Source organism: Kutzneria kofuensis (assembly GCF_014203355.1).
Taxonomy (GTDB): domain Bacteria; phylum Actinomycetota; class Actinomycetes; order Mycobacteriales; family Pseudonocardiaceae; genus Kutzneria; species Kutzneria kofuensis.
Genome location: NZ_JACHIR010000001.1, coordinates 569,464 through 587,907 on the forward strand (window position 1 = coordinate 569,464; position 18,444 = coordinate 587,907).

Genomic DNA, 18,444 nt, shown 5'->3' on the forward strand with positions numbered 1-18,444 from the left:
GTCAGGCCACTGAGGGGCCCATGCCCAGGGATTGGGGGGTGCTGGAGTCGGGCGAGGGTTGGTGCAGGCCCTCGTCCAACGGCCCGAACTCGGTCATCAACGCGGCGCTGCCACCCCACGGAGTCTGTTCCTCGGCGATCAACGAGTTGGTCGTGAGCAGCAGGCCGGCGACCGAGGCACCGTTCTGGAGGGCGGAGCGGCAGACCCGCAACGGGTCGATGATGCCCATCTCGACCATGTTCCCGTAGCGCTCGTGCAGGGCGTCGAAGCCTTCGTCCTCGGAGAGTTCACGGGTGTGGGCGAGGATCTGGGCGGCGGGCAGGCCGGCGTTGGCGGCGATCAGGAACGCGGGCTCGGACAGGGCCCGGCGGACGATCTCGGCGCCGGTGGCGTAGTCGCCGGTGACGCCGAGGTCGTCGAGCACCTTCTCCGAGTGGAGCAGGGCGGCCCCGCCGCCGGGGACGATGCCTTCGGCCATGGCGGCCCGGGTGGCGGAGAGGGCGTCCTCGACGCGGTGTTGCAACTCCTTGAGCTCGGCGGGAGTGGCGGCGCCGACACGGATCAACGCCACCTTGCCGGTGAGGGCGCCGATCCGCTCGGTCAGCACGTCCTCGTCGGTGCCGTTCTGGGCCCGCTCCAGCTCGGACCGCAGCTGCGTGACCCGGAACTCCACGTCGGCCGCCGTGCCGAAGCCGCCGACGATGGTGGTGGTGTTCTCGGTGATGCGAACCTGTCGAGCCCGGCCGAGGTGCGCCAGGGTGAGCGTCTCCAGGGAGAAGCCGGACTGACGCGACAGCACCGCCCCGCCGACGACGGCGGCGAGGTCCTCCAGCTTGTGCAGGCGACGGTCGCCGAAGCCGGGCGCCCGCACGGCACAGGCCTTGAAGGTGCCGTTGACGTGGTTGTGCACCAGCATGCTCAACGCGGTGCCCTCGACGTTCTCGGCGATCAGCACCAGCGGCCGGGGATCACGCATGATCTTGTCCAGGATCGGCATCAGCTCCTGGACCTTGGTGATCTTCTCGCTGCACATCAGGATGTACGGGTCGTCGAGCACGGCCTCCAGCCGCCCCGGATCCGTCACGAGATACGGCGACAGGTAGCCGTTGTCGAACTCGAAGCCCTCGACGAAATCGACCCGCATGCCGATCTTCGGCGACTCCTCGATGCTGACCACACCGCCCTCGCCGACGGTGTGCAGCGCCTCGGCGATCACCGCCCCGACCCGGTCGTCGTCGTTGGCGGAAATGGCGGCCACGCGGGCGAAATCCTGCCGCGAGCTGACCGGGTGGGCGACTTTCTCCAGGTGCTCGACCAGCAAGCCGACGGCGTGGTCGATGCCGCGCTTGATCAGCACGGGATTGCCGCCCTGGCCGATGCGGGCCATGCCCTCGCGGATGATGGCCTGCGCGATCACGGTCGCCGTGGTGGTGCCGTCGCCCACCACGTCGTTGGTCTTGATCGCGGCCTCCTTGACCAGCTGCGCGCCCATGTTCTCGAACTGGTCCTTCAGGTGGATCTCCCGCGCGATCGTCACGCCGTCGTTGGTGACCACCGGCGAGCCGGTGATCTTCTCGATGATCACGTTGCGGCCCTTCGGCCCCAGCGTCGACTTGACCGCCTCGGCCAGCTTGTCCACGCCCGCGAGCAGCAGGTCCCGGGCTTGCGCGCCGAAGCGCAGTTCCTTGGCCATGGTTCCCAGCCTTTCTACGGGGTGAGCACGGCCCGGCCGCGCACCCGGCCGGCGTCGAGGTCGGCCAGCGCGTCCAGCGCGGCGTCCAGCGGGTACTTGCGGGTGTGCAGGGTGACCTTCCCCTTCTGCGCCAACACCATCAGCTCGACGAGATCGTTGTACGTGCCGACCAGGTTGCCGATCACGTTGCGCTCGGTGGAGATGATGTCGATGGTGGGGATGTCGATGTTGCTGCCGTAGCCGATGACGAAGTGCGAGCCGCCGCGCCGGGTCATCGCGAACGCGTCCTGCTGGGCGCCCTGCTCGGCGACGAAGTCCAGCACCACCTCGGCCCCGTGCCCGCCGGTCAGGTCCAGCACCGCCTCGACATGCTTGCCGTCGGCCGGCACCGTGTGCTCGGCGCCGAGTTTCGCCGCCAGGTCGAGGGCTTCCGGGTTGCGGTCGACGACAACGATGGTTGTCGCGGTCAAGGCCGCCAGCGACTGGATGCCGATGTGCCCGAGCCCGCCGGCGCCGTTCACCACGCACACCGTGCCGGGGTGCAAGGAAGGCACGGCCTTGCGCACGGCGTGATAGGCCGTGATGCCGGCGTCCGCCAGGGCGGCCACATCGGACGGTTGCGTGGCCGGGTCCAGCTTGATGCAGGCCCGTGCCGACGTCAGCAGGTACTCGGCCATGCCGCCGTCGGTGTTGATGCCCGGGAACGACGAGTTCAGGCAGTGCATGTCGTCCCCGGCCCGGCAGGCGTGGCACAGCCCGCAGGTCGGCGCCGGGTGCAGGATCACCGTGTCGCCGACGGCCACATTGGACACTCCCGAACCGACTTCCTCGACCCAGCCGGCGTTCTCGTGCCCGATGGTGTACGGCAGTGCGACGCCGGACTTCTCCGCCCACTGCTCCTCGATGATGTGCAGGTCGGTGCGGCAGACGCCGGCCCCGCCGATACGCACCACGACGTCGAACGGGTCGCGGGCGCGCGGTTCCGGCACCTCCTCGACGACGGGCTGCTTGTGGTAGGAGTGCAGCCGAACGGCCTTCATCGCTCCTCCTTCACTCCGTAACGGCCGAGCAGCATTCCCCGGCACACCCCGGAGTTGGCCTCCTGGCTGACCCTCGTCAGCCGGGCCAGCCCGAGATGTGTCCTGATGTCGGTGACCGCCTCGCCCGTCGCCGGATCCAGCACCAGCGGGTCGGAATCCCCGCTGGGCAGGCCGAGTTCCCTTCGGCGGGAACGCAACCGCTCTCGATCGGCGCCCTCCGGTGCGTCGCCGAGAGTGAGGTCGGTGAGGGTGAAACGGTCGACGCCGGCGGTGATCATGGCCCGGCACACCCGGTCGGTGCCGGCGAGCACGGCCCGGCGCAGGAAGTCCGCGCGCAGGTCGTCCAGCTCGTTCACGGCCTCACCGGGGAAGGAGCCCACGAAGCCGGACCGCCGGGCCACCCCGTCGTTGATCACCGAGGCGGCGAAGTGGTCCTCCAGCTTCACGGACACCGACCTCACGCCGGGCACGGCGCTGACGGCGTCGTAGGAGTCCGCCACCATCAGATAGGCGAAGTTCGGCGCGCAGAAATACGTCGGCAGCCGCAGCCGCACGCGAACCTCCCCGTCCTCGGTGACCAGGCAGTGGGAGACGAAACCCAGGTGGGTCAGCGGTTCGTCCAGCTCGGGGTCGAGCACGGTGCCCAGGGCCGACCAGACCGCCGCGAGCACCGCGGCGGCCTGGTCGGGGGTGCGAGTCACGGAGGTCATGACGCCGGCACGCCGACCGGCTCGACCTCGGGCGCGTCGACATCGCACTCCGGGGGCACCTTCAGGTCGTACAGCTTGGCCGCGTTCAGGCCCAGGATCTTCTTCTTGGCGGTGACCGACAGCTTGCCGTAGTCCGAGAACTCCTCGCCGTCGGGCATCTGCCAGTCGACGAAGCCCTCCACCTGCCACCTGGGTTCCCAGATGGCGTAGTCCGCGCCGAACACCAGCCGGTCCTCGCCGAGCCAGAACAGCAGCTCGCCCATCACCTTGGCGAAGAACCGCGGCCGGGCGTGCATCAGGCCGCCGACCACGACGGACAGCCCGGCGTACACGTTGGGCTCCTGCGTCGCCATGAAGCAGAAGTCCTCGATCCGGGGTAGTCCCACGTGCTCGACGACGAAGTTCAGCTCGGGGAAGTTGGTCGCCGCGTGGTCCACATCGGACACGTCGAACGCGTCCTTGTCCAGGGGCCAGATCGTCGGTCCCTTGTGGACGTGCACGTTCTTGATGCCCAGTTCCTGGCACTTCTCCAGGTACCGCGCGGCCTCCGGGCTCTTCAGGCTCCAGCCCCGGGAGTCGCCCTTCCACTCCGCGGTGTAGAGCTTGACGCCCTTGCAACCCCAGCGCCGGGCTCGCTCCTCCAGCGCCTTCAGGCCGTCATCGCCGTCACGGGGATCCCAGTTGGTGTTCACGACGAACTTGCCGGGATGCCGCTCGGCCAGCTCCCCGTTGGTCTCCGTGGTGTTGAACCCGGTCGTGTACCACTGGCGGAGATCGGTCGGCTGGAAGATCGCGACGTCCACATGGCCCTCGTCGAACAGATCGGTCATCATCTGCTCTTCGGAGTACTTCTGGAACTTCTCGATCGGCCAGTGCGTCTGGGCCGGGCCGAGACTCTGGTACGCGTGGAAGCACTCGATCCAGCCCTTGGCGTACTCCTCCTGGCCGGGCACCCAGTTGGCGGGGCTGGCGTCCCAGAAGTGGGTGTGGCCGTCGACCACGAAGTACTTCACGCCGTCCTTGACGTACACGCTGCCTCCTAGGACCGGGCCACGAGGTCGAAGTCGAGGTACTCGGCGGCGTCCTCGGGATTGGCGAACATGATCGTGCGGTCGTCCTCGTGGATCATGCGGCCGTAGTGGGTGGACATGCTCTCCTCGAACTCGGCCGCGTTGAACCAGCCCTCCTCCTCGCCGGCGGCCTCGTCGATCTCGGCGTAGACCACGTCCATCCGGCCGACCGCGTCCACCCGGATCATCGACGGCAGCGGCAGCACGGTGACGTTGTCCTTGGTCGCCATCACCTCCGCGACGATCGCCCCGACCTGGTTGTTCATCAGGGTGAAGCCGCACATGTTGGAGGCGGTGTTGTTCTGCTGGTACGGGCTCTCGGCCGTCTTGAACACAGTCACTGGCCCAGCTCCTTCGGCGCCGTCAGTTCCAGGTCGGTCAGGATCGCGCTGAACCGGCTCTTGGCCCGGTCCAGGCCGTCCTCGAAGCGAGGCGGCTTGGCATCCGGCTGCGACCACAGCGGTTGCAGGGTCCGCGCGGCGTGGATGCACCGCGGCACCCAGTCGGAAAGCCACTGCTGCATCAGCTTCCTGTTCTCCGCGCCGAACTGCTTGTCGTTGACCAGCAGGTGGAACATCGGCTTGGTGTAGCGGAGATCCCGCTCGGCGAAGTCGTACTCCTCCGCGCCGATCAGGGTCGGTGTGATGAAGTCCCCGTTGGACGGCGCCGCCTGCTGGACCAGGTTGCTGCGGAACAGTTCCCCGACCAGCGGCTCGAACACGATGTTGGCCGCGAACACCGCCTCGCACCAGTCCCACACCGAGGTCAGCTGCTCGGCGGTCTCGCGCACGCCCTGCCAGGCCGGGTCGGAGTTCCAGGTCTGGATGTGGGCACTGCCGTCGAAGTCGGCGATCTCCTCGCTCAGCGTCAGGTTGTACAGCGCCAGGTCCTGCGCGGCCCGGATGCGGTGCATGCTGTTCACGGAGATCGCGTTGTTGTGCATGTTCGTGGGCGCACGCCGGTTGGCGTTGGCGAACAGGTAGAGCCCCAGGCCGTGGTCCACGTGCATCCACGCCCCCACGTGCTGGGCCACGAACTGCACCCAGTTGCGGTTCCACTGGTCGAACGCCTTGGCCTGGCGGGCGGCCTCGATGTTCTGGTTGAGCTGGCGGACCACGTTGGAGTTGTAGCGGTAGAGCGTGAGCTCCCACTCCTCGTTGGGGTCGCGGAACTCGTGCCAGCCGTGCGCCGGCCACTCGTAGCCCTGTCCGCCGGAGCCGGCGTAGCGCTCCGGCTCCGGCCGGTCGCTCCCCCAGGCCCGCAAGGCGGTCCACTCCAGGGGGTAGCCGCCCTTGCCGTCGGCGAAGCCGTACAGCCAGCCCTGGGCCAGGTAGTGCCGCGGGTCGGGCTGCACCTCGACGGTGACGTCCTCGTAGTGGCTCTGCTTGCGCTTGGCCGGCGTGAAGTAGTTGAAGCGGCGCGCGTCGGAGTCGGGGAACACCTTGGCGCCCGCCTCGGCGTCGGTGAACACCGGCTTGGGCACGCTGCGTTCGGTGCTGGGTTCTGCGGTCGTTGTCATCGGCTAACTCCTTCAGCCGCCGGTCGTGGTGAACTTGTCGTAGAAGACCCGTCTGTCGGCCACCCCCAGGGCGGGCAGCAGCTCGATCGCCGCCTCCACCATCGGCGGCGGCCCGCACACGTAGGCGTCCGCGCCGGTCAGGTCGGCCTCTCGGCGGCGGACCACGTCGGTGATCAGCCCCACCTCGCCGTCCCACGGCTCACCGTCCGGTTCGGACAGTGCCGGCACGAACTCGAAGCCCGGCAACCGGGTCGCGAGCTCGGCGATCTCCTTCTCGAAGCAGAGATCACGCCGTCGGCGGGCGCCGTAGTAGAACACCGCCCGGCGCTCGATGCCGCGCTCGGCCATCGACCGCAACAGCGCCAGGATCGGCGCGATGCCGGCGCCACCGCCGAGAAACACCAGCGGGGCGGTGGAATCCCGCAACGTGAACACCCCGAACGGCCCGGTCACCCGCAACCGGTCGCCGACCGCGACTTCGCCGTCCAGCACGCCGGAGAACAGGCCGTCGGGGTAGATCTTGATGACGAACTCGAGCAGCCCGCCGGCGGCCGAGGTGGTGGCCATCGAGAACGAGCGGGTGGCGTCCCGACCCGGCACCTCGAAGTCCAGGTACTGGCCGGGAAAGAACTTCAGGTCGGCCGGCTCGACCAGCCGCACCACCAGCTGCACCATGTCGTGGGTGACCCGGTCCTTGGACACGACCTCCACGGTGGCCTGCTGGATGGGCAGCCCGGACCGGATCATCTCCTCGTCGTAGTTGATCAGCTCGACGGTCAGGTCCTCGTACGCGTGCGCCCGGCACAGCAGCGTGTAGCCCTCCTCCTTCTCGTAGTCGGGCAACGCGAAGGTGGAGTAGCGGTCGTGCTCGACGTCGTCACCGTCCAGGATGAACGACTTGCACGACGCGCACTGGCCCTCCTTGCAGCCGTGCATGAGCATCACGCCCTGCTCGGCGGCGGCGCGCAGGATGGTCTGGTCCTCGTCGGCCTCGATCTCGATGCCGACCGGCTCGAAGCGGATCCGGTGCTTTTCGCCCATGGCGCTGTCTGCCTCTCGATCGGGCGCTTTCGCTGGGATGAGGGAGGCGCCCGGGGGTCGCCTCCCTCCGACCGCGGTTCAAGCCCGGGCGGGAGCCGGCCTGCCGGCGGGGCCCTGCCGGTTGTAGTCGGCCTGGAACGCGGCCCGCTCCTCGTCGGTCATCTGGTTGAGCAGCACGTTCGGGCTCTGCACCGGCGGCATCCGGCGAAGGTGGTCCAGCGTCCACATCTTCTTCGGGTCCAGGTCCAGGTGCGGCTGCGCGACCATCGTCCTGCCGTCGTCGCGGACGAAGCCCATGTCCTTGACCACGTCGGCCCAGTTCCAGCCGTGGTAGAGGGTTTCCCACTCGCGGGCGCCGATCAGCCGGCCCATGTTCGGCGTGTTGCGGCCCTGGTAGGTCGGCCGGAACGCCTCGGCGTCGGTCCACCGGCAGGCCTCGTGGCAGTACGTGCGCCACTGGCCGTCGACCTTGTCCATCACCATGTCCTCGCGCACCAGGCACGGCACCATGCAGGTCCAGCACCGGTGCGGGTACACGTAGTCGACGTTCTCGGCGACGATCGGGTGGTGGCCGTTGGGCTTCGACAGCCGGTTGTAGTTCTCCCACCACTTGCCGTACCGGTCGTACCAGCCCGGGTACTTGAACTCGAACCACTCGAAGTCCTCGTCGGTCATCGGGTCGATGCGCCAGTAGTTGGCCAGCCACCCGGTGGCGAAGAACTGCGCGACCTCGTGCACGTAGCCCTTGTTCCAGATCTGGTTCCAGGACTCCTCGATGAGGTCGTGCGGAATGGTCAGGCCGTACTTCTCCAGCGGGACGAGGTAACTGCGGTAGTAGTCGTCGTAGATCCAGCGCCGCCACATCTCCGCATAGCTCTCGCGGTCCTTGCGGCGGTCCTTGGTGCCGTACTCGATGAACGTGCCGATCGCCGCGTCCACCACGCGGTGGTTGTTCCACCACGCGTAGCGCAGGTCGCGTTCGAGCAGCTGGTGGTTGGACTCGTCGGACAACGCCATCAGCAGGGTGGCGTAGCCGTTGCTGATGTGCCGGGACTCGTCGGACTGCACGGAATGGAACACCGTCGGCAGCAGATAGTCGCCGTTGGCCGCGGCCTCGGCCGGCATCGCGACGAACAGCGTGTTGGTGAACGCCGTTTCCGCGACGATGGTGAGGTAGATGCTGGCCGCCGTGATGGCGTCGCCGGTGATGAATCCCTCGGCGAACTGCCGCCCGATCGTGCCGCAGTAGTCGTTCTGGAAGTTGCGCAGGCTGGAGTTGAAGCCGGCCGGGTCGATGTAGTTGTTCATGTACAGGCGCTTGAGGTTCTGCTGGATCGTCGAGTGCCTGACCTCGTCGATCATCTGGATCGCCTGGCCGTTGTGCAGTTCCGGGTTGGGCACCGTGCGGAACAGCAGCGGCATCGCCCGCGCCGCCGAGATCTCCGGCAGCGGAATGATGGACAGGAACAGTTTCTGCCATTCCAGCCAGCGTTCCTGGACCTGACGGAACATGTTGCCGCGGATCGCGCCGTCCTCGGCGCCGTACACGCGGTGGTCCTTCTCCTCCTGCATCGGGAAGTAGGACCGCAGCACCTGCTTGAGCGGGTCCTTCTTCTTCGCCTTGCGGAAGGTGTAGTCGGTGCCGTAGTGCGAGACCGGCTCGTGGTACACCGGGTCCCAGCTCAGCTCCTGGATCTTCTGGTGTGCTTTCGCCACGCTCTGGCGGCTCATGGTCACTCCTCACCCGCCGGTCGCCGGCGGTCGAGCGCGTCGTCGTCGTTGCGCTACTGCCTCAGGAATTACAACCGGTGGACGGGGCCGCTTCGGGTCTCAAAATGAGACAGTCAGCGCGGCCCGAACTGCTGGTCGAGCATTTCCGCGAGCTTGGCGCGGTTTTCCCGGGTCACCCGTTCGTCGGTGCCGCCGACAACCGGCGTGACGCCGAGCGCGCGCAGCAGCTGCGCCGCCGGCTCGCCCGGGTGGCCGGATTCGCCGAGCACCGGGTGGTAGCCCTGGTCGACCAGGTGGTGGAAGACGAGGTTGACGATGGTCCACGGGTTGTAGGACTCGTTGTCGGTCATTGCCCACACACCTCCGACCTCTCATCTCACTCCCGTCGAAGGCCACCGACTGTCTCAATTTGAGACACCCGGCGGGACCGCCGGGGGCCTACCCTGGGCCCAGCGGAAGGCACCGCCGGGTGCCCGCGGCCAGGGCTGTCCGTGGGTAGGAGGTCCATGTGCAGGACGTAGTGGCGGCCGACGAGCGGCGACTGGCCCGCACCCGGGAGCGGTTCCTGACCTCGGAGTCCATCGCCGGCGACCAGGTGCGCAAGAGCATCCTGGACTCGTGGTGGCGGTCCCGCCAGCTGCGGGTGCCGGCCGACAAGATCGTGCTGCCCTACGTCCGCCGGCCCGACCTGGACACGCCGCTGATCCGCGCCGCGGCCCCGGTGCTGCAGCGGCTCGGCGACCAGCTGGACGGCCAGCCCATCAGCCTGATCCTCACCGACCCGACGGGTGTGGTGCTCACCCAGCGCACCGGCGACACCGACCTGCACCGCAAGCTGGAACGGGTGGAGCTGGTGCCCGGCTTCAGCTACGGGGAGCAGTTCGTCGGCACGAACGGCATCGGCACCGCGCTGGAGGACGGCCGGCCCACACACGTGTTCGGGCACGAGCACTACGCCGAGAACCTGGAGAACCTGGCCTGTGCCGGCGCGCCGATCCAGCATCCGGTGTCCGGAAAGACGGTCGGCGCGGTCGATCTGACGTGTTGGAGCCGCGATGCGGGCCGGCTGCTGGTGGCGCTGGCGCAGTCGGCGGCCGAGCAGATCAGCCAGACGCTGCTGACCCACACCAATCCCCGTGAACTGGCGCTGTTCCAGGCCTATCTGCGGGCGTGCCGGCGGACCACGGGGATCGTGCTGGCGTTCAACGACGGCATCGTGATGATGAACGACCACGCCCGGCAGCTGCTGGACCCGGCCGACCAGTCGGTGCTGATCGCCCACGCCACGCAGGCGGTCGTCGAGCGGCGGTCCAGCACCGCGGACGTGGCGCTGCCGACCGGGAGCAAGGTGCGGTCCCAGTGCCGCAAGGTGTTCGGCCAGCACCGCAACGACGTCGCCGGTGTGGTGCTGTGCGGCAAGTTGATCGACTCCGAGCCCGAGGGGGCCGGTGTGCCCGAACCGCGGCTGCCGATGTTCCTGCCCGGCGCGGTCGGCTCCGCGCCGCTGTGGCTGCGCTGCGCGCACGACGTCGACGCGGCGTACAACGCGGGCGAGTGGCTGGTGCTCGGCGGCGATCCCGGCGTGGGCAAGACGACCCTGGCCCGGTGCGTGCACCAGCGCCGGCATCCGACGGGCCGGGTGCACCTGCTGGACGCGGCGGCGGCCGACGCCGGCTGGCACGACGACCTGCGGCGGGAACTGGTCGAGGATCCGGTGGACGCGTTGGTGATCCGGCACGTTGACCGCCTGGCCGGTCCGGCGCTGGGCACCACGATTCGGTTGCTACGCCTGGCATCCCCGGCGACCTGGATCGCGATGACGCTGTCCGAGAACGCCATCGGCCGGCCGGACCTGGCCGAGCTGCTGGCGCTGTTCCCCCGCACCGTCAGGGTTCCCCCGCTGCGCCGGCACGTGGAGGACCTGGCCGAACTGGTGCCGCTGTTCCTGAACCGGCTCGGGCACGGCGGCCAGCTCACCTGCTCGCCGGCGGCGATGCACCTGCTGATGCGGGCCGACTGGCCGGGCAACGTCGCCGAGTTGCACCACGTGCTCAAGATCGCGGTGCAGCACCGGCGGACGGGCACCATCCAGCCGGGCGACCTGCCGGCCGAGTTCCGCACCCTGACCCGGCGGCCGCTGTCCCGGCTGGAGTCGATCGAGCGGGACGCCATCGTGCAGGGCCTGGCCGACAGCGGCGGCAACAAGGTGCAGACCGCGCAGCTGCTCGGCATGTCCCGGGCGACGCTGTACCGCAAGATCCACGAGTACGGGATCGTGACGCCGGAGCGCTAGAACACCTGGCCGTGCGGGGTGGCGTTGGGGAACACCTTGGCGATCTCGGCTACGTCGTCGCCGGGGCCGCCGTAGACGTCGACGTGGGTGATCGTGGCGACGGTGGGTATCCGCCCGAGCAGCTCCCGGCCGTTCTTGCCGTGCTCGGCGGACGCGGCGGCGTCGACGTACTCCTCGATGAAGGTGTAGCTGCCCGGGACGCCGGAGAAGACGCGGTAGGTCAGGGTGCCGGGCTCGTCGGCGGCCTGGGCCACCAGGGCCTTCGCGATCTCCTCGAACTCGGCCTGCTTGCCGTCGTGCGGGGTGACCTCGACGCGCAGATAGATGCTCATGGCGGCCATTCCACCAGCATCCCGCGGGTCTGCGCGCCCCGAGCACACGAACGCTGCGTCATCGGCCCTCGATCAGCAGCTCCAGGCCGTCGAAGATGCGCGCCAGCCCGAACTCCCAGCTGCTGTCGGGGGCGGCGTCCGCGGCGTCGTCGGTCGCGGCCACCAGCGCCGGGAACCGGTCGCCGTGAGCCGCGATCTGGCCGTGCAGCCGCTTGTCCCGGTTCCACGGCTGCGTGCCGGACGTCGACGCCGACTGGGTGTTGCGGATGTGCCCGCTCACCAGGAAAACGGCGTCCATCCGCTGGGTGCCGGTCAGGCCGGTGCCCTCCAGCGCGGCGACCGCCGCCTCGGTCCAGCCGATCTCGCGCGGCCCCATGGCCCGGTCGCCGACGGTGGCCGCCGGCAGCCACGGGTGCCGCTGCCAGGTCTCGCGCATCAGGCGGGCCCATTCGGTCAGCTTCGGCCGCCAGCCGCCGGGCACCGTGGACAGGTCGGGCGGCGCGCCGACGGCGATCTCGATCATCACGGCCACCAGCTCGGCCTTGTTGGTGACGTGCCGGTAGAGCGCCATCTTCGTCACGTCAAGCATGCCGGCCACCTGCTGCATGGACACCGCCGCCATGCCGGCCTCGTCGGCGAGCATGATGCCGGCGGTCGCGATGCGCGGCACGGTCAGCGCCGGCCGCGTGACGGCCCGGCCCTGGTCGCCCAGCTCCCAGAGCAGTTCCGTACCGACGAACTTGGCACTTTCTGTCAATGCCGGCCCCTTGCTGTCCTCCCCAGGCGTGTCTACCGTACACCGTAGTGTCCGGTAGACACACATGTGTCCGAAGGACACCGAGAACGAAGGGGCCGGCATGGTCATCCGCACGCACGTGGGCGTGAGCCTCGACGGGTTCATCGCCGATGCGGACGGCGTGGCGGCGTGGGAGTCGCTGCCCGGTTACGAGCACCGCTCGCACGGTATCGCGGAGGTGCTCGAGCACTGCGAGGCCGTGGTGATGGGCCGGGCCACGTTCGACCGCGGGCTGGCCAAGTGGAAGCGGGACTGGCCGTGGACGGACAAAGAAGTGCACGTGCTGACCTCCCGTCCGCTCCCGGACGACGTCGCCGCGCGGCGGTGTGACAACCCCGCCGACCTGTTGCGCCGGCTCCAGCTCACCGGCCTGATGGGGGACGTGCACCTGCTCGGCGGCGCCCGCACCATCCGAGCATTCCTCGACCTCGGGGCCGTCGCCCGCCTCGGCGTCGTCGTGTTGCCGATGCTGCTGGGCCACGGAATCCCGCTGTTCGCCGGCACCAGCCAGGCGCTGCGCCTGCAGTGCCAGCGGATGCATCCCGGCGGCGCAGTCGAGCTGATCTACACGCCGGCCTGAGCTTCGACGCTCGGAACGGACCATTCCTCAACTCCGAGTTGAGGAATGGTCCGTTCCGAACATCTGTCCCTTGACAAGCGGGCTAGTTGTGCGTAAAGGCGGCCATGGTGCGGGTGTACTGCCATGGGGCCTGGTCGACGCCGGAGCAGGCGTCGGAGTGCTGGCCCGGGCAGGAGCCGCTGTCGCGGCCGAGCGCCCAGAACGACAGCGAGCCGATGTCGTGCAGCCACGACCAGACCGTCACGTCGATGGCGTCACGGGGCGTGAAGATCTCCAGCGGGCCGGGCTCGCCGCCCGAGCCGTAGTCGTCGATGCCGACCATCTCGATGATGCCGACCTGCTGCCACAGCTTGGCGTCCGGCGTGCCGGGGTGCAGCACCCGCAGCTCCTCCAGCAGCCGGTCGGCGGCCGTCTTGGTGTCGGCGGCCATCTGGTGCTGCTGGTTGTCGTAGTAGTCGAAGGTCATGATGTTGACGATGTGGATGTCCGCGCCGTTGGCCACGGCGTTGGCCAGCATGTCCTTCGTTTCCTTGGTGATCCCGACGACGTCGGTCGGCACCGTGTAGTCGAACTGGATCGTCCGGTGGTTGGCGGCCGCCCACTTCTCGACCTTGGCGATCGCCTTGTTGCGGCGGTCCACGCCCGGCAGGTTCTTCGGCATCGGCCCCTCGACGTCGAGGTCGATCCGGGTGATGCCGTAGGTCGTGATCACCTTCTCGAAGTTCTCGGCGATCTTGTCGACGTCGGTGCAGCTGTCGGCGATGTCGGTGCCGTGGCCGGAGGCGTCGCCGCCGCCGTAGGACGCGATCACGTCGCCGCCCATGGCCCGCAGCCGGGCGATCGAGTCGCCGTACTCGGCCTGGGAGATCGGACGTTTCGGGTCGCCGTCCCAGGTCGCCTCGCAGGAGCCGGCGACCGGCGTCTGCAGGAAGGCCATGGTCAGGTAGCGGGCGCCGGAGGCGGCCGCCTGCTCGGCCGGGTCGCCCGGCTTGTACGTCTGGAAGTACGGGGCGAAGACGTGCGCGGGGATGGCTCGCTGGTGCCCGGCGGCCGCCGCGCTGCCGGGAGTCGCCGTGGCGGCCACCGCGGCCAGCGCCACGGCCGTGGCCAGCCCACGGGCCAGTCGTGAGGTCAACATCCCCACAGCCTTCCGGTACCGGTACCAAAGGTCCAGACCTTTGTCCGAACAAACCCGGGACCGGTTCCGACATTGACACCGGCCCGCGTGTCGGATGACCATGAGAGCGCTCTCACCACCCTGCCGAGAGCACGGCCGCCTCGCCACCCTGCATCCGACGAGGGGAATTCACGCATGCGCACGACAAGGAAGTTGTGCACGACCGCCGCCGCGGCACTGCTCGCCGCGGCCGCCCTGGTGTCCGCGGAACTCGTGTCCACCGGGCCGGCACAGGCCGCCGTGCCGGCCACCATCCCGTTGAAGATCGTCAACAACTCCGGCCGCAGCGGCCCGGTCTACCTCTACGACCTCGGCACCAACCTGGCCACCGGCCAGCAGGGCTGGGCCGACGCCAACGGCACGTTCCACGCCTGGCCGCCCGGCGGCAACCCGCCGACGGCCGCGCCGGACGCGTCGATCGCCGGACCCGGCAACGGGGGTTCGGTCACCATCCGGATCCCGAAGTTCTCCGGCCGGGTGTACTTCTCCTACGGACAGAAGCTCGTGTTCAAGCTGACCACCGGCGGCCTGGTGCAGCCGGCGGTGCAGAACCCCAGTGACCCCAACCGGAACATCCTGTTCAACTGGTCCGAGTACACGCTCAACGACGCCGGCATCTGGATCAACAGCACCCAGGTGGACATGTTCTCCGCGCCGTACGCGGTGAGCGTCGGCACGAAGACCACCGGACACCTGAAGGCCGGCGGCTACAACGCCGTGCTGAACGGGTTGAAGGCGCAGCCCGGCGGCTGGGCGGGCCTGATCCAGACCGCGCCCGACGGCTCGATCCTGCGGGCCCTGTCGCCGGGGCACGGCGTGGAGACCGGGGCGCTGACGGAAAGCGCGATGAGCGACTACGTCAACCGCGTGTGGAGCCGGTACAGCAGCTCCACCCTGACGGTGACGCCGTTCGCCGACCAGCCGAACACCAAGTACTTCGGGCGGGTCTCCGGCAACGTCATGAACTTCACAAACAGTTCCGGCCAGGTCGTGACGTCCTTCCAGAAGCCGGACGCCTCCAGCATCTTCGGCTGCTTCAAGCTGCTGGACGCGCCCAACGACCTGGTGCGCGGGCCGATCTCGCGGACGCTGTGCGCCGGCTACAACCGGGGCACGCTGCTCACCACCGCGAACCAGCCGGACCTCAACGCCGGCGACTTCTACAAGGACGGCGTGACCAACCACTACGCGCGCCTGATCCACGGCCAGATGGTGGACGGCAAGGCCTACGCGTTCGCCTTCGACGACGTCGGCAACTTCGAGTCGCTCGTCAACGACGGCAACCCGGCCGGCGCCACCATGACGCTGGATCCGTTCAACTGACAGAATCGGCCGGGTGAACAAGCCCAGCAAGGCGGAACTGGCCGCCGCCCACGGCACCGTCATCGACGACCTGGTCGCTCCCGAGCTGAACGTGCTGTTCTGCGGGATCAATCCGGGGCTGTGGTCGGCGGCCACCGGCTTCCACTTCGCCCGGCCGGGCAACCGGTTCTGGCCGGCGCTGCATCTTTCCGGGTTCACGCCGCGGTTGTTCGACCCGTCCGAGCAGAAGGCCCTGCTGGGACTGGGTTTGGGCATCACCAACGTCGTCGCCCGCGCCACGGCTCGGGCCGATGAGCTGACGCCCGAGGAGTTCGTGGCCGGCGGCAAGCGGCTGGTGAAGCTCGTGCACGAGTGGCGGCCGAAGTTCCTGGCCGTGGTGGGGTTGGGCGCGTACCGGACGGCGTTCGGCTCGCCGAAGGCGACGGTCGGGCTGCAGCCGGAGACGATCGGCGACACCCGGGTGTGGGTGCTGCCCAATCCCAGCGGCCTCAACGCGCACTGGCAGCTTCCCGACCTGGCGGCGGAGTTCGGCCGGCTGCGGAAAGCGTCATCGCAGTGACACAGTTCCCGCCGCCCCGTCGACGGTGATCTCGTCGCCGGTGGCGATCCGCTGGGTGGCGTTCGGAACCCCGACCACCGCCGGAATCCCGTACTCCCGAGCCACGACGGCCCCGTGCGAGTTGGCGCCGCCCATCTCCATCACCAGCCCGCCGGCGGTGAGGAACAGCGGTGTCCAGCCCGGATCCGTCGACGGGGCAACGAGAATCTCCCCGGGTTCGAGGTGCGCGCCGACGGGATCCAGCACCACGCGGGCGATGCCGGTGATGTGGCCGGTGGAGGCGGCGGTGCCGACCAGCGCGCCGTCGGCCGGCGGCGGTGCGATGGCCTCGGGGTCGGTGCCGTCGGACAGCAGCATCTGCGGAACCTTGCGGCGGTGAAGTTCCCGGTCGTACGACTCGTGCCTGGCCGCGACGACCTCCCGGAAGTCCTTGCCGGCCAGGGCTTCCCGGCACTCCTTGAGCGTCAGGAAGAAGACGTCGTCGGCGCAGGCGAGACGGTCGGCGGCCGCCAGATCAGCGCCGACGTGCTGGAGTTGGCGGCGAACCTCGGCGAGGGTCTGGATCAGGAAGAACTTCGGCGTCTCCCGCAGACCGGCAAGGCGGCGGGTGCGGCGGAGCGCGAACCGGACGAGGCGTCCGCGGACGCCGCCGGCCTTGCCGGACAACGACCGGATCATCGCCTCGGCCTCGGCGCTGCCGCGGGCGAACTGGGCGTCCGGGGCGGCGTCGGGGTCGTCCAGCCGCAGGTAGTTGGCCAGCACGCCGAGAATGTGGGTCGGGTCGTCGGCCCAGCGGGGCATCCCGAGGTCGATCTCGGCGACGGCTCGGTGGCCGTACCGGGCCAGGAACCCTTGCAGCGCCAGCTGAACCTCGGCGGGCAGCGTGCCGGCGCGATACCGGGCGGACAGCTCGGCGGGCCCGCTGGTCGTGAACAGGTCCGTGTGGGCGCGGAGCCGGGTCGCCACGTGCCAGAGTTCGAGATCCATCTCCGTGGTGACGTTGTGCGGGAGTCCACGAAGGACGGTCTCCAGACCGGCGCCGCTGCCCAGCAGCCGGCGGGCGAACGCCAGCATGATGAAACCCGCCAGCGGCACGGGAAGCGCCTTCGGCAGCATCGTGGGGATCTCCGGCATCGCGCGGATGACGTGCTCCAGCCTGGTCCTTGAGTCATGCTCGCCGGACAGGGTCGTGGTAGCCAGCAAACGCTTGCCCACACCGTCGAGACGCCGCTCGGCGGCCGCGGGCCGGATCATCGCCTCGATCAGCCGGAACGGGAATCCCATCCGCAGCATCAGCTTCACGATGCGCAGTGCCGCCGGGAAGGCACCGGGCCGCAGCGCCATGTCGGGGTCGTCGAACAGCGACCGCATCGCGGCGGCCGACCGCGCCTCCATCACGTCGAAGATCCGCGGAACCACCGCCCGGCCCAGGCGACTGCGCATGACCGCCGTGACATCGCCGTACACCCGCTGTCCGGCGTCGGAGAAGAACGCCGGCCCGGCCAGGGCATCGGTGACCGGCAGGCGGAACATGCGCCGCCCGCCGCTGGCGATGAGCCGGAACGACGCCAGCCCCATCGGCGTGATGGGCCGATACAGGCCCTGCGCGACGGAAACACAGATGTAGGCCCGCCGGCCCCGGCCGTCGTTGGATGGACTGTCGGGCACCGGAAACAGGGTCGTGATCGGACGGGCCTGCGTCAGCCACAACCGGCCGTCGGCGTCGATGGCCCACTCGGTGTCCTGCGGGCTCCCGTAGTGCCGCTCGACCCGGTCCCCCAGCGCCGCCAGCTCACGGATCTGCTGGTCCGACAGGCACGGCTCGCTGCCGTCGACCTCAACCTCTCGCGTGCCACCGCCGGCAACGGACCGGACGGCGATCTTCTTGTCCCCCAAGCGCCGCTGAAGGATCGCACCCGTCGCCGTGTCGACGACGAAGTGGTCCGGGTTGACCGAGCCCGACACGACGGTCTCCCCCAGGCCGGCGTTGGCGTCGATCACGGCCTCGCGCCGCCGGCCGGTGACCGGGTTGGCGGTGAACAGCACACCCGCCACCTCGGCGTCGACCATGAGCTGCACGACCGCCGCGAGCTCGACGGCGTTGTGGTCGATGCCGTTGCTCTCCCGGTAGGCGTACGCGCGATCCGTCCACAGCGACGCCCAGCACCGGCGCACGGCGTCCAGCACGGCATCGGCGCCGACGACGTTGAGGAACGTGTCCTGCTGACCGGCGAAGCTGGCGAACGGCAGGTCCTCGGCGGTGGCCGACGACCGCACGGCGACCGGGGCATCCGCGCCCAGCTCCGCGTACCGGGACCGGATCTCGTCGGCGATGTCGGCGGGGATCTCGACGCCGAGCAGCGCCTCCCGCACCCGGTCGAGCGGAATCCCGGCCGCCACCCGCCGGTACGCCTCGGTGGTCACGCAGAAGCCCGGCGGCACCGGCAGGCCGGCCCCGGTCAGCTCCCCGAGGTTGGCCGCCTTGCCGCCGACGGCGGCCAGCATGGTGCCGTCGATACGGGCGAAGTCCAAGGTCAGCGTCGACATGACGCCGAGGTTAGGACTCCCCGGCACCAAACT

Annotated in this window: 17 protein-coding genes; 4 read left to right on the forward strand and 13 right to left on the reverse strand. The window is 69.4% G+C overall.

The genetic code is table 11. The features are described 5' to 3' along the window. Position 1 precedes the first annotated feature (1 nt). The 9 genes from groL to BJ998_RS02600 form a co-directional block, all read right to left on the reverse strand. A complete protein-coding gene (gene groL / locus BJ998_RS02560) occupies positions 2 to 1,693 on the reverse strand; it encodes a chaperonin GroEL (protein WP_184858111.1) in 1,692 nt (563 codons plus the stop codon). Between the two features lie 14 nt (positions 1,694 to 1,707). Then, a complete protein-coding gene (locus BJ998_RS02565; RefSeq protein WP_184858113.1) occupies positions 1,708 to 2,733 on the reverse strand; it encodes an NAD(P)-dependent alcohol dehydrogenase in 1,026 nt (341 codons plus the stop codon). Next, positions 2,730 to 3,443 carry an iron-sulfur cluster assembly protein gene (locus tag BJ998_RS02570; protein ID WP_184858115.1) on the reverse strand — a complete coding sequence of 238 codons (714 nt, stop codon included), beginning with the start codon at positions 3,441 to 3,443 and terminating at the stop codon, positions 2,730 to 2,732. Before BJ998_RS02570 ends, BJ998_RS02565 begins: the two co-directional genes overlap by 4 nt. Next, positions 3,440 to 4,474, reverse strand: a complete 1,035-nt coding sequence (locus BJ998_RS02575; protein ID WP_184858117.1) for an amidohydrolase family protein — start codon at positions 4,472 to 4,474, stop codon at positions 3,440 to 3,442. Before BJ998_RS02575 ends, BJ998_RS02570 begins: the two co-directional genes overlap by 4 nt. An 8-nt stretch (positions 4,475 to 4,482) precedes the next feature. Beyond that, positions 4,483 to 4,854, reverse strand: coding sequence for a propane 2-monooxygenase effector subunit MimD (mimD, locus tag BJ998_RS02580; protein WP_184858119.1), 372 nt, complete (start codon positions 4,852 to 4,854; stop codon positions 4,483 to 4,485). Then, positions 4,851 to 6,032 carry a ferritin family protein gene (locus tag BJ998_RS02585; protein WP_184858121.1) on the reverse strand — a complete coding sequence of 394 codons (1,182 nt, stop codon included), beginning with the start codon at positions 6,030 to 6,032 and terminating at the stop codon, positions 4,851 to 4,853. The genes mimD and BJ998_RS02585 overlap by 4 nt, the downstream gene beginning before the upstream one ends. Before the next feature lie 12 nt (positions 6,033 to 6,044). Further along, positions 6,045 to 7,073: an NADH:ubiquinone reductase (Na(+)-transporting) subunit F gene (locus tag BJ998_RS02590; RefSeq protein ID WP_184858122.1), complete on the reverse strand. Its 1,029-nt coding sequence runs from the start codon at positions 7,071 to 7,073 to the stop codon at positions 6,045 to 6,047. 78 nt (positions 7,074 to 7,151) lie between these two features. After that, positions 7,152 to 8,804, reverse strand: coding sequence for a ferritin family protein (locus tag BJ998_RS02595; protein WP_184858124.1), 1,653 nt, complete (start codon positions 8,802 to 8,804; stop codon positions 7,152 to 7,154). 113 nt (positions 8,805 to 8,917) lie between these two features. Then, a complete protein-coding gene (locus tag BJ998_RS02600; protein ID WP_184858126.1) occupies positions 8,918 to 9,154 on the reverse strand; it encodes a hypothetical protein in 237 nt (78 codons plus the stop codon). 158 nt (positions 9,155 to 9,312) lie between these two features. On the opposite strand from BJ998_RS02600, the gene BJ998_RS02605 reads away from it, so the two are divergent. After that, positions 9,313 to 11,097: a sigma-54-dependent Fis family transcriptional regulator gene (locus tag BJ998_RS02605; RefSeq protein WP_184858128.1), complete on the forward strand. Its 1,785-nt coding sequence runs from the start codon at positions 9,313 to 9,315 to the stop codon at positions 11,095 to 11,097. Here BJ998_RS02605 and BJ998_RS02610 read toward each other — a convergent pair. After that, a complete protein-coding gene (locus tag BJ998_RS02610) occupies positions 11,094 to 11,429 on the reverse strand; it encodes a putative quinol monooxygenase (RefSeq protein WP_184858130.1) in 336 nt (111 codons plus the stop codon). The two genes, BJ998_RS02605 and BJ998_RS02610, sit on opposite strands and share 4 nt — an antisense overlap. A gap of 58 nt (positions 11,430 to 11,487) precedes the next feature. Further along, the gene (locus BJ998_RS02615; protein WP_246488503.1) at positions 11,488 to 12,186 is read right to left on the reverse strand and encodes a TetR/AcrR family transcriptional regulator; all 699 of its coding nucleotides are present in this window, start codon (positions 12,184 to 12,186) and stop codon (positions 11,488 to 11,490) included. Positions 12,187 to 12,286: 100 nt separating this feature from the next. Here BJ998_RS02615 and BJ998_RS02620 point away from each other — a divergent pair, with 100 nt between their 5' ends. Beyond that, positions 12,287 to 12,805, forward strand: a complete 519-nt coding sequence (locus tag BJ998_RS02620) for a dihydrofolate reductase family protein (RefSeq protein WP_184858134.1) — start codon at positions 12,287 to 12,289, stop codon at positions 12,803 to 12,805. Positions 12,806 to 12,887: 82 nt separating this feature from the next. On the opposite strand, the gene BJ998_RS02625 is transcribed toward BJ998_RS02620, so the two are convergent. Continuing rightward, a complete protein-coding gene (locus BJ998_RS02625; protein WP_184858136.1) occupies positions 12,888 to 13,943 on the reverse strand; it encodes a glycosyl hydrolase family 18 protein in 1,056 nt (351 codons plus the stop codon). A 174-nt stretch (positions 13,944 to 14,117) separates the two neighbouring features. Between BJ998_RS02625 and BJ998_RS02630 the strand changes: the two genes are divergently transcribed. Together BJ998_RS02630 and mug are read left to right on the forward strand one after the other, a co-directional pair. Next, positions 14,118 to 15,305 carry a glycoside hydrolase family 64 protein gene (locus tag BJ998_RS02630; RefSeq protein ID WP_184858138.1) on the forward strand — a complete coding sequence of 396 codons (1,188 nt, stop codon included), beginning with the start codon at positions 14,118 to 14,120 and terminating at the stop codon, positions 15,303 to 15,305. Between the two features lie 4 nt (positions 15,306 to 15,309). Then, positions 15,310 to 15,864 carry a G/U mismatch-specific DNA glycosylase gene (gene mug / locus BJ998_RS02635; RefSeq protein ID WP_184868375.1) on the forward strand — a complete coding sequence of 185 codons (555 nt, stop codon included), beginning with the start codon at positions 15,310 to 15,312 and terminating at the stop codon, positions 15,862 to 15,864. On the opposite strand, the gene BJ998_RS02640 is transcribed toward mug, so the two are convergent. Beyond that, the gene (locus BJ998_RS02640) at positions 15,853 to 18,411 is read right to left on the reverse strand and encodes a PEP/pyruvate-binding domain-containing protein (protein WP_184858140.1); all 2,559 of its coding nucleotides are present in this window, start codon (positions 18,409 to 18,411) and stop codon (positions 15,853 to 15,855) included. The two genes, mug and BJ998_RS02640, sit on opposite strands and share 12 nt — an antisense overlap. Positions 18,412 to 18,444: the final 33 nt, after the last annotated feature.

Coding starts and splice junctions, on each gene's coding strand:
- BJ998_RS02595 (WP_184858124.1), bottom strand. CDS start 8,804: ATGAGCCGCCAGAGCGTGGCGAAAGCACACCAGAAGATCCAGGAGCTG.
- BJ998_RS02590 (WP_184858122.1), bottom strand. CDS start 7,073: ATGGGCGAAAAGCACCGGATCCGCTTCGAGCCGGTCGGCATCGAGATC.
- BJ998_RS02610 (WP_184858130.1), bottom strand. CDS start 11,429: ATGAGCATCTATCTGCGCGTCGAGGTCACCCCGCACGACGGCAAGCAG.
- BJ998_RS02600 (WP_184858126.1), bottom strand. CDS start 9,154: ATGACCGACAACGAGTCCTACAACCCGTGGACCATCGTCAACCTCGTC.
- BJ998_RS02625 (WP_184858136.1), bottom strand. CDS start 13,943: ATGTTGACCTCACGACTGGCCCGTGGGCTGGCCACGGCCGTGGCGCTG.
- BJ998_RS02570 (WP_184858115.1), bottom strand. CDS start 3,443: ATGACCTCCGTGACTCGCACCCCCGACCAGGCCGCCGCGGTGCTCGCG.
- BJ998_RS02630 (WP_184858138.1), top strand. CDS start 14,118: ATGCGCACGACAAGGAAGTTGTGCACGACCGCCGCCGCGGCACTGCTC.
- BJ998_RS02640 (WP_184858140.1), bottom strand. CDS start 18,411: ATGTCGACGCTGACCTTGGACTTCGCCCGTATCGACGGCACCATGCTG.
- groL (WP_184858111.1), bottom strand. CDS start 1,693: ATGGCCAAGGAACTGCGCTTCGGCGCGCAAGCCCGGGACCTGCTGCTC.
- BJ998_RS02565 (WP_184858113.1), bottom strand. CDS start 2,733: ATGAAGGCCGTTCGGCTGCACTCCTACCACAAGCAGCCCGTCGTCGAG.
- BJ998_RS02585 (WP_184858121.1), bottom strand. CDS start 6,032: ATGACAACGACCGCAGAACCCAGCACCGAACGCAGCGTGCCCAAGCCG.
- BJ998_RS02620 (WP_184858134.1), top strand. CDS start 12,287: ATGGTCATCCGCACGCACGTGGGCGTGAGCCTCGACGGGTTCATCGCC.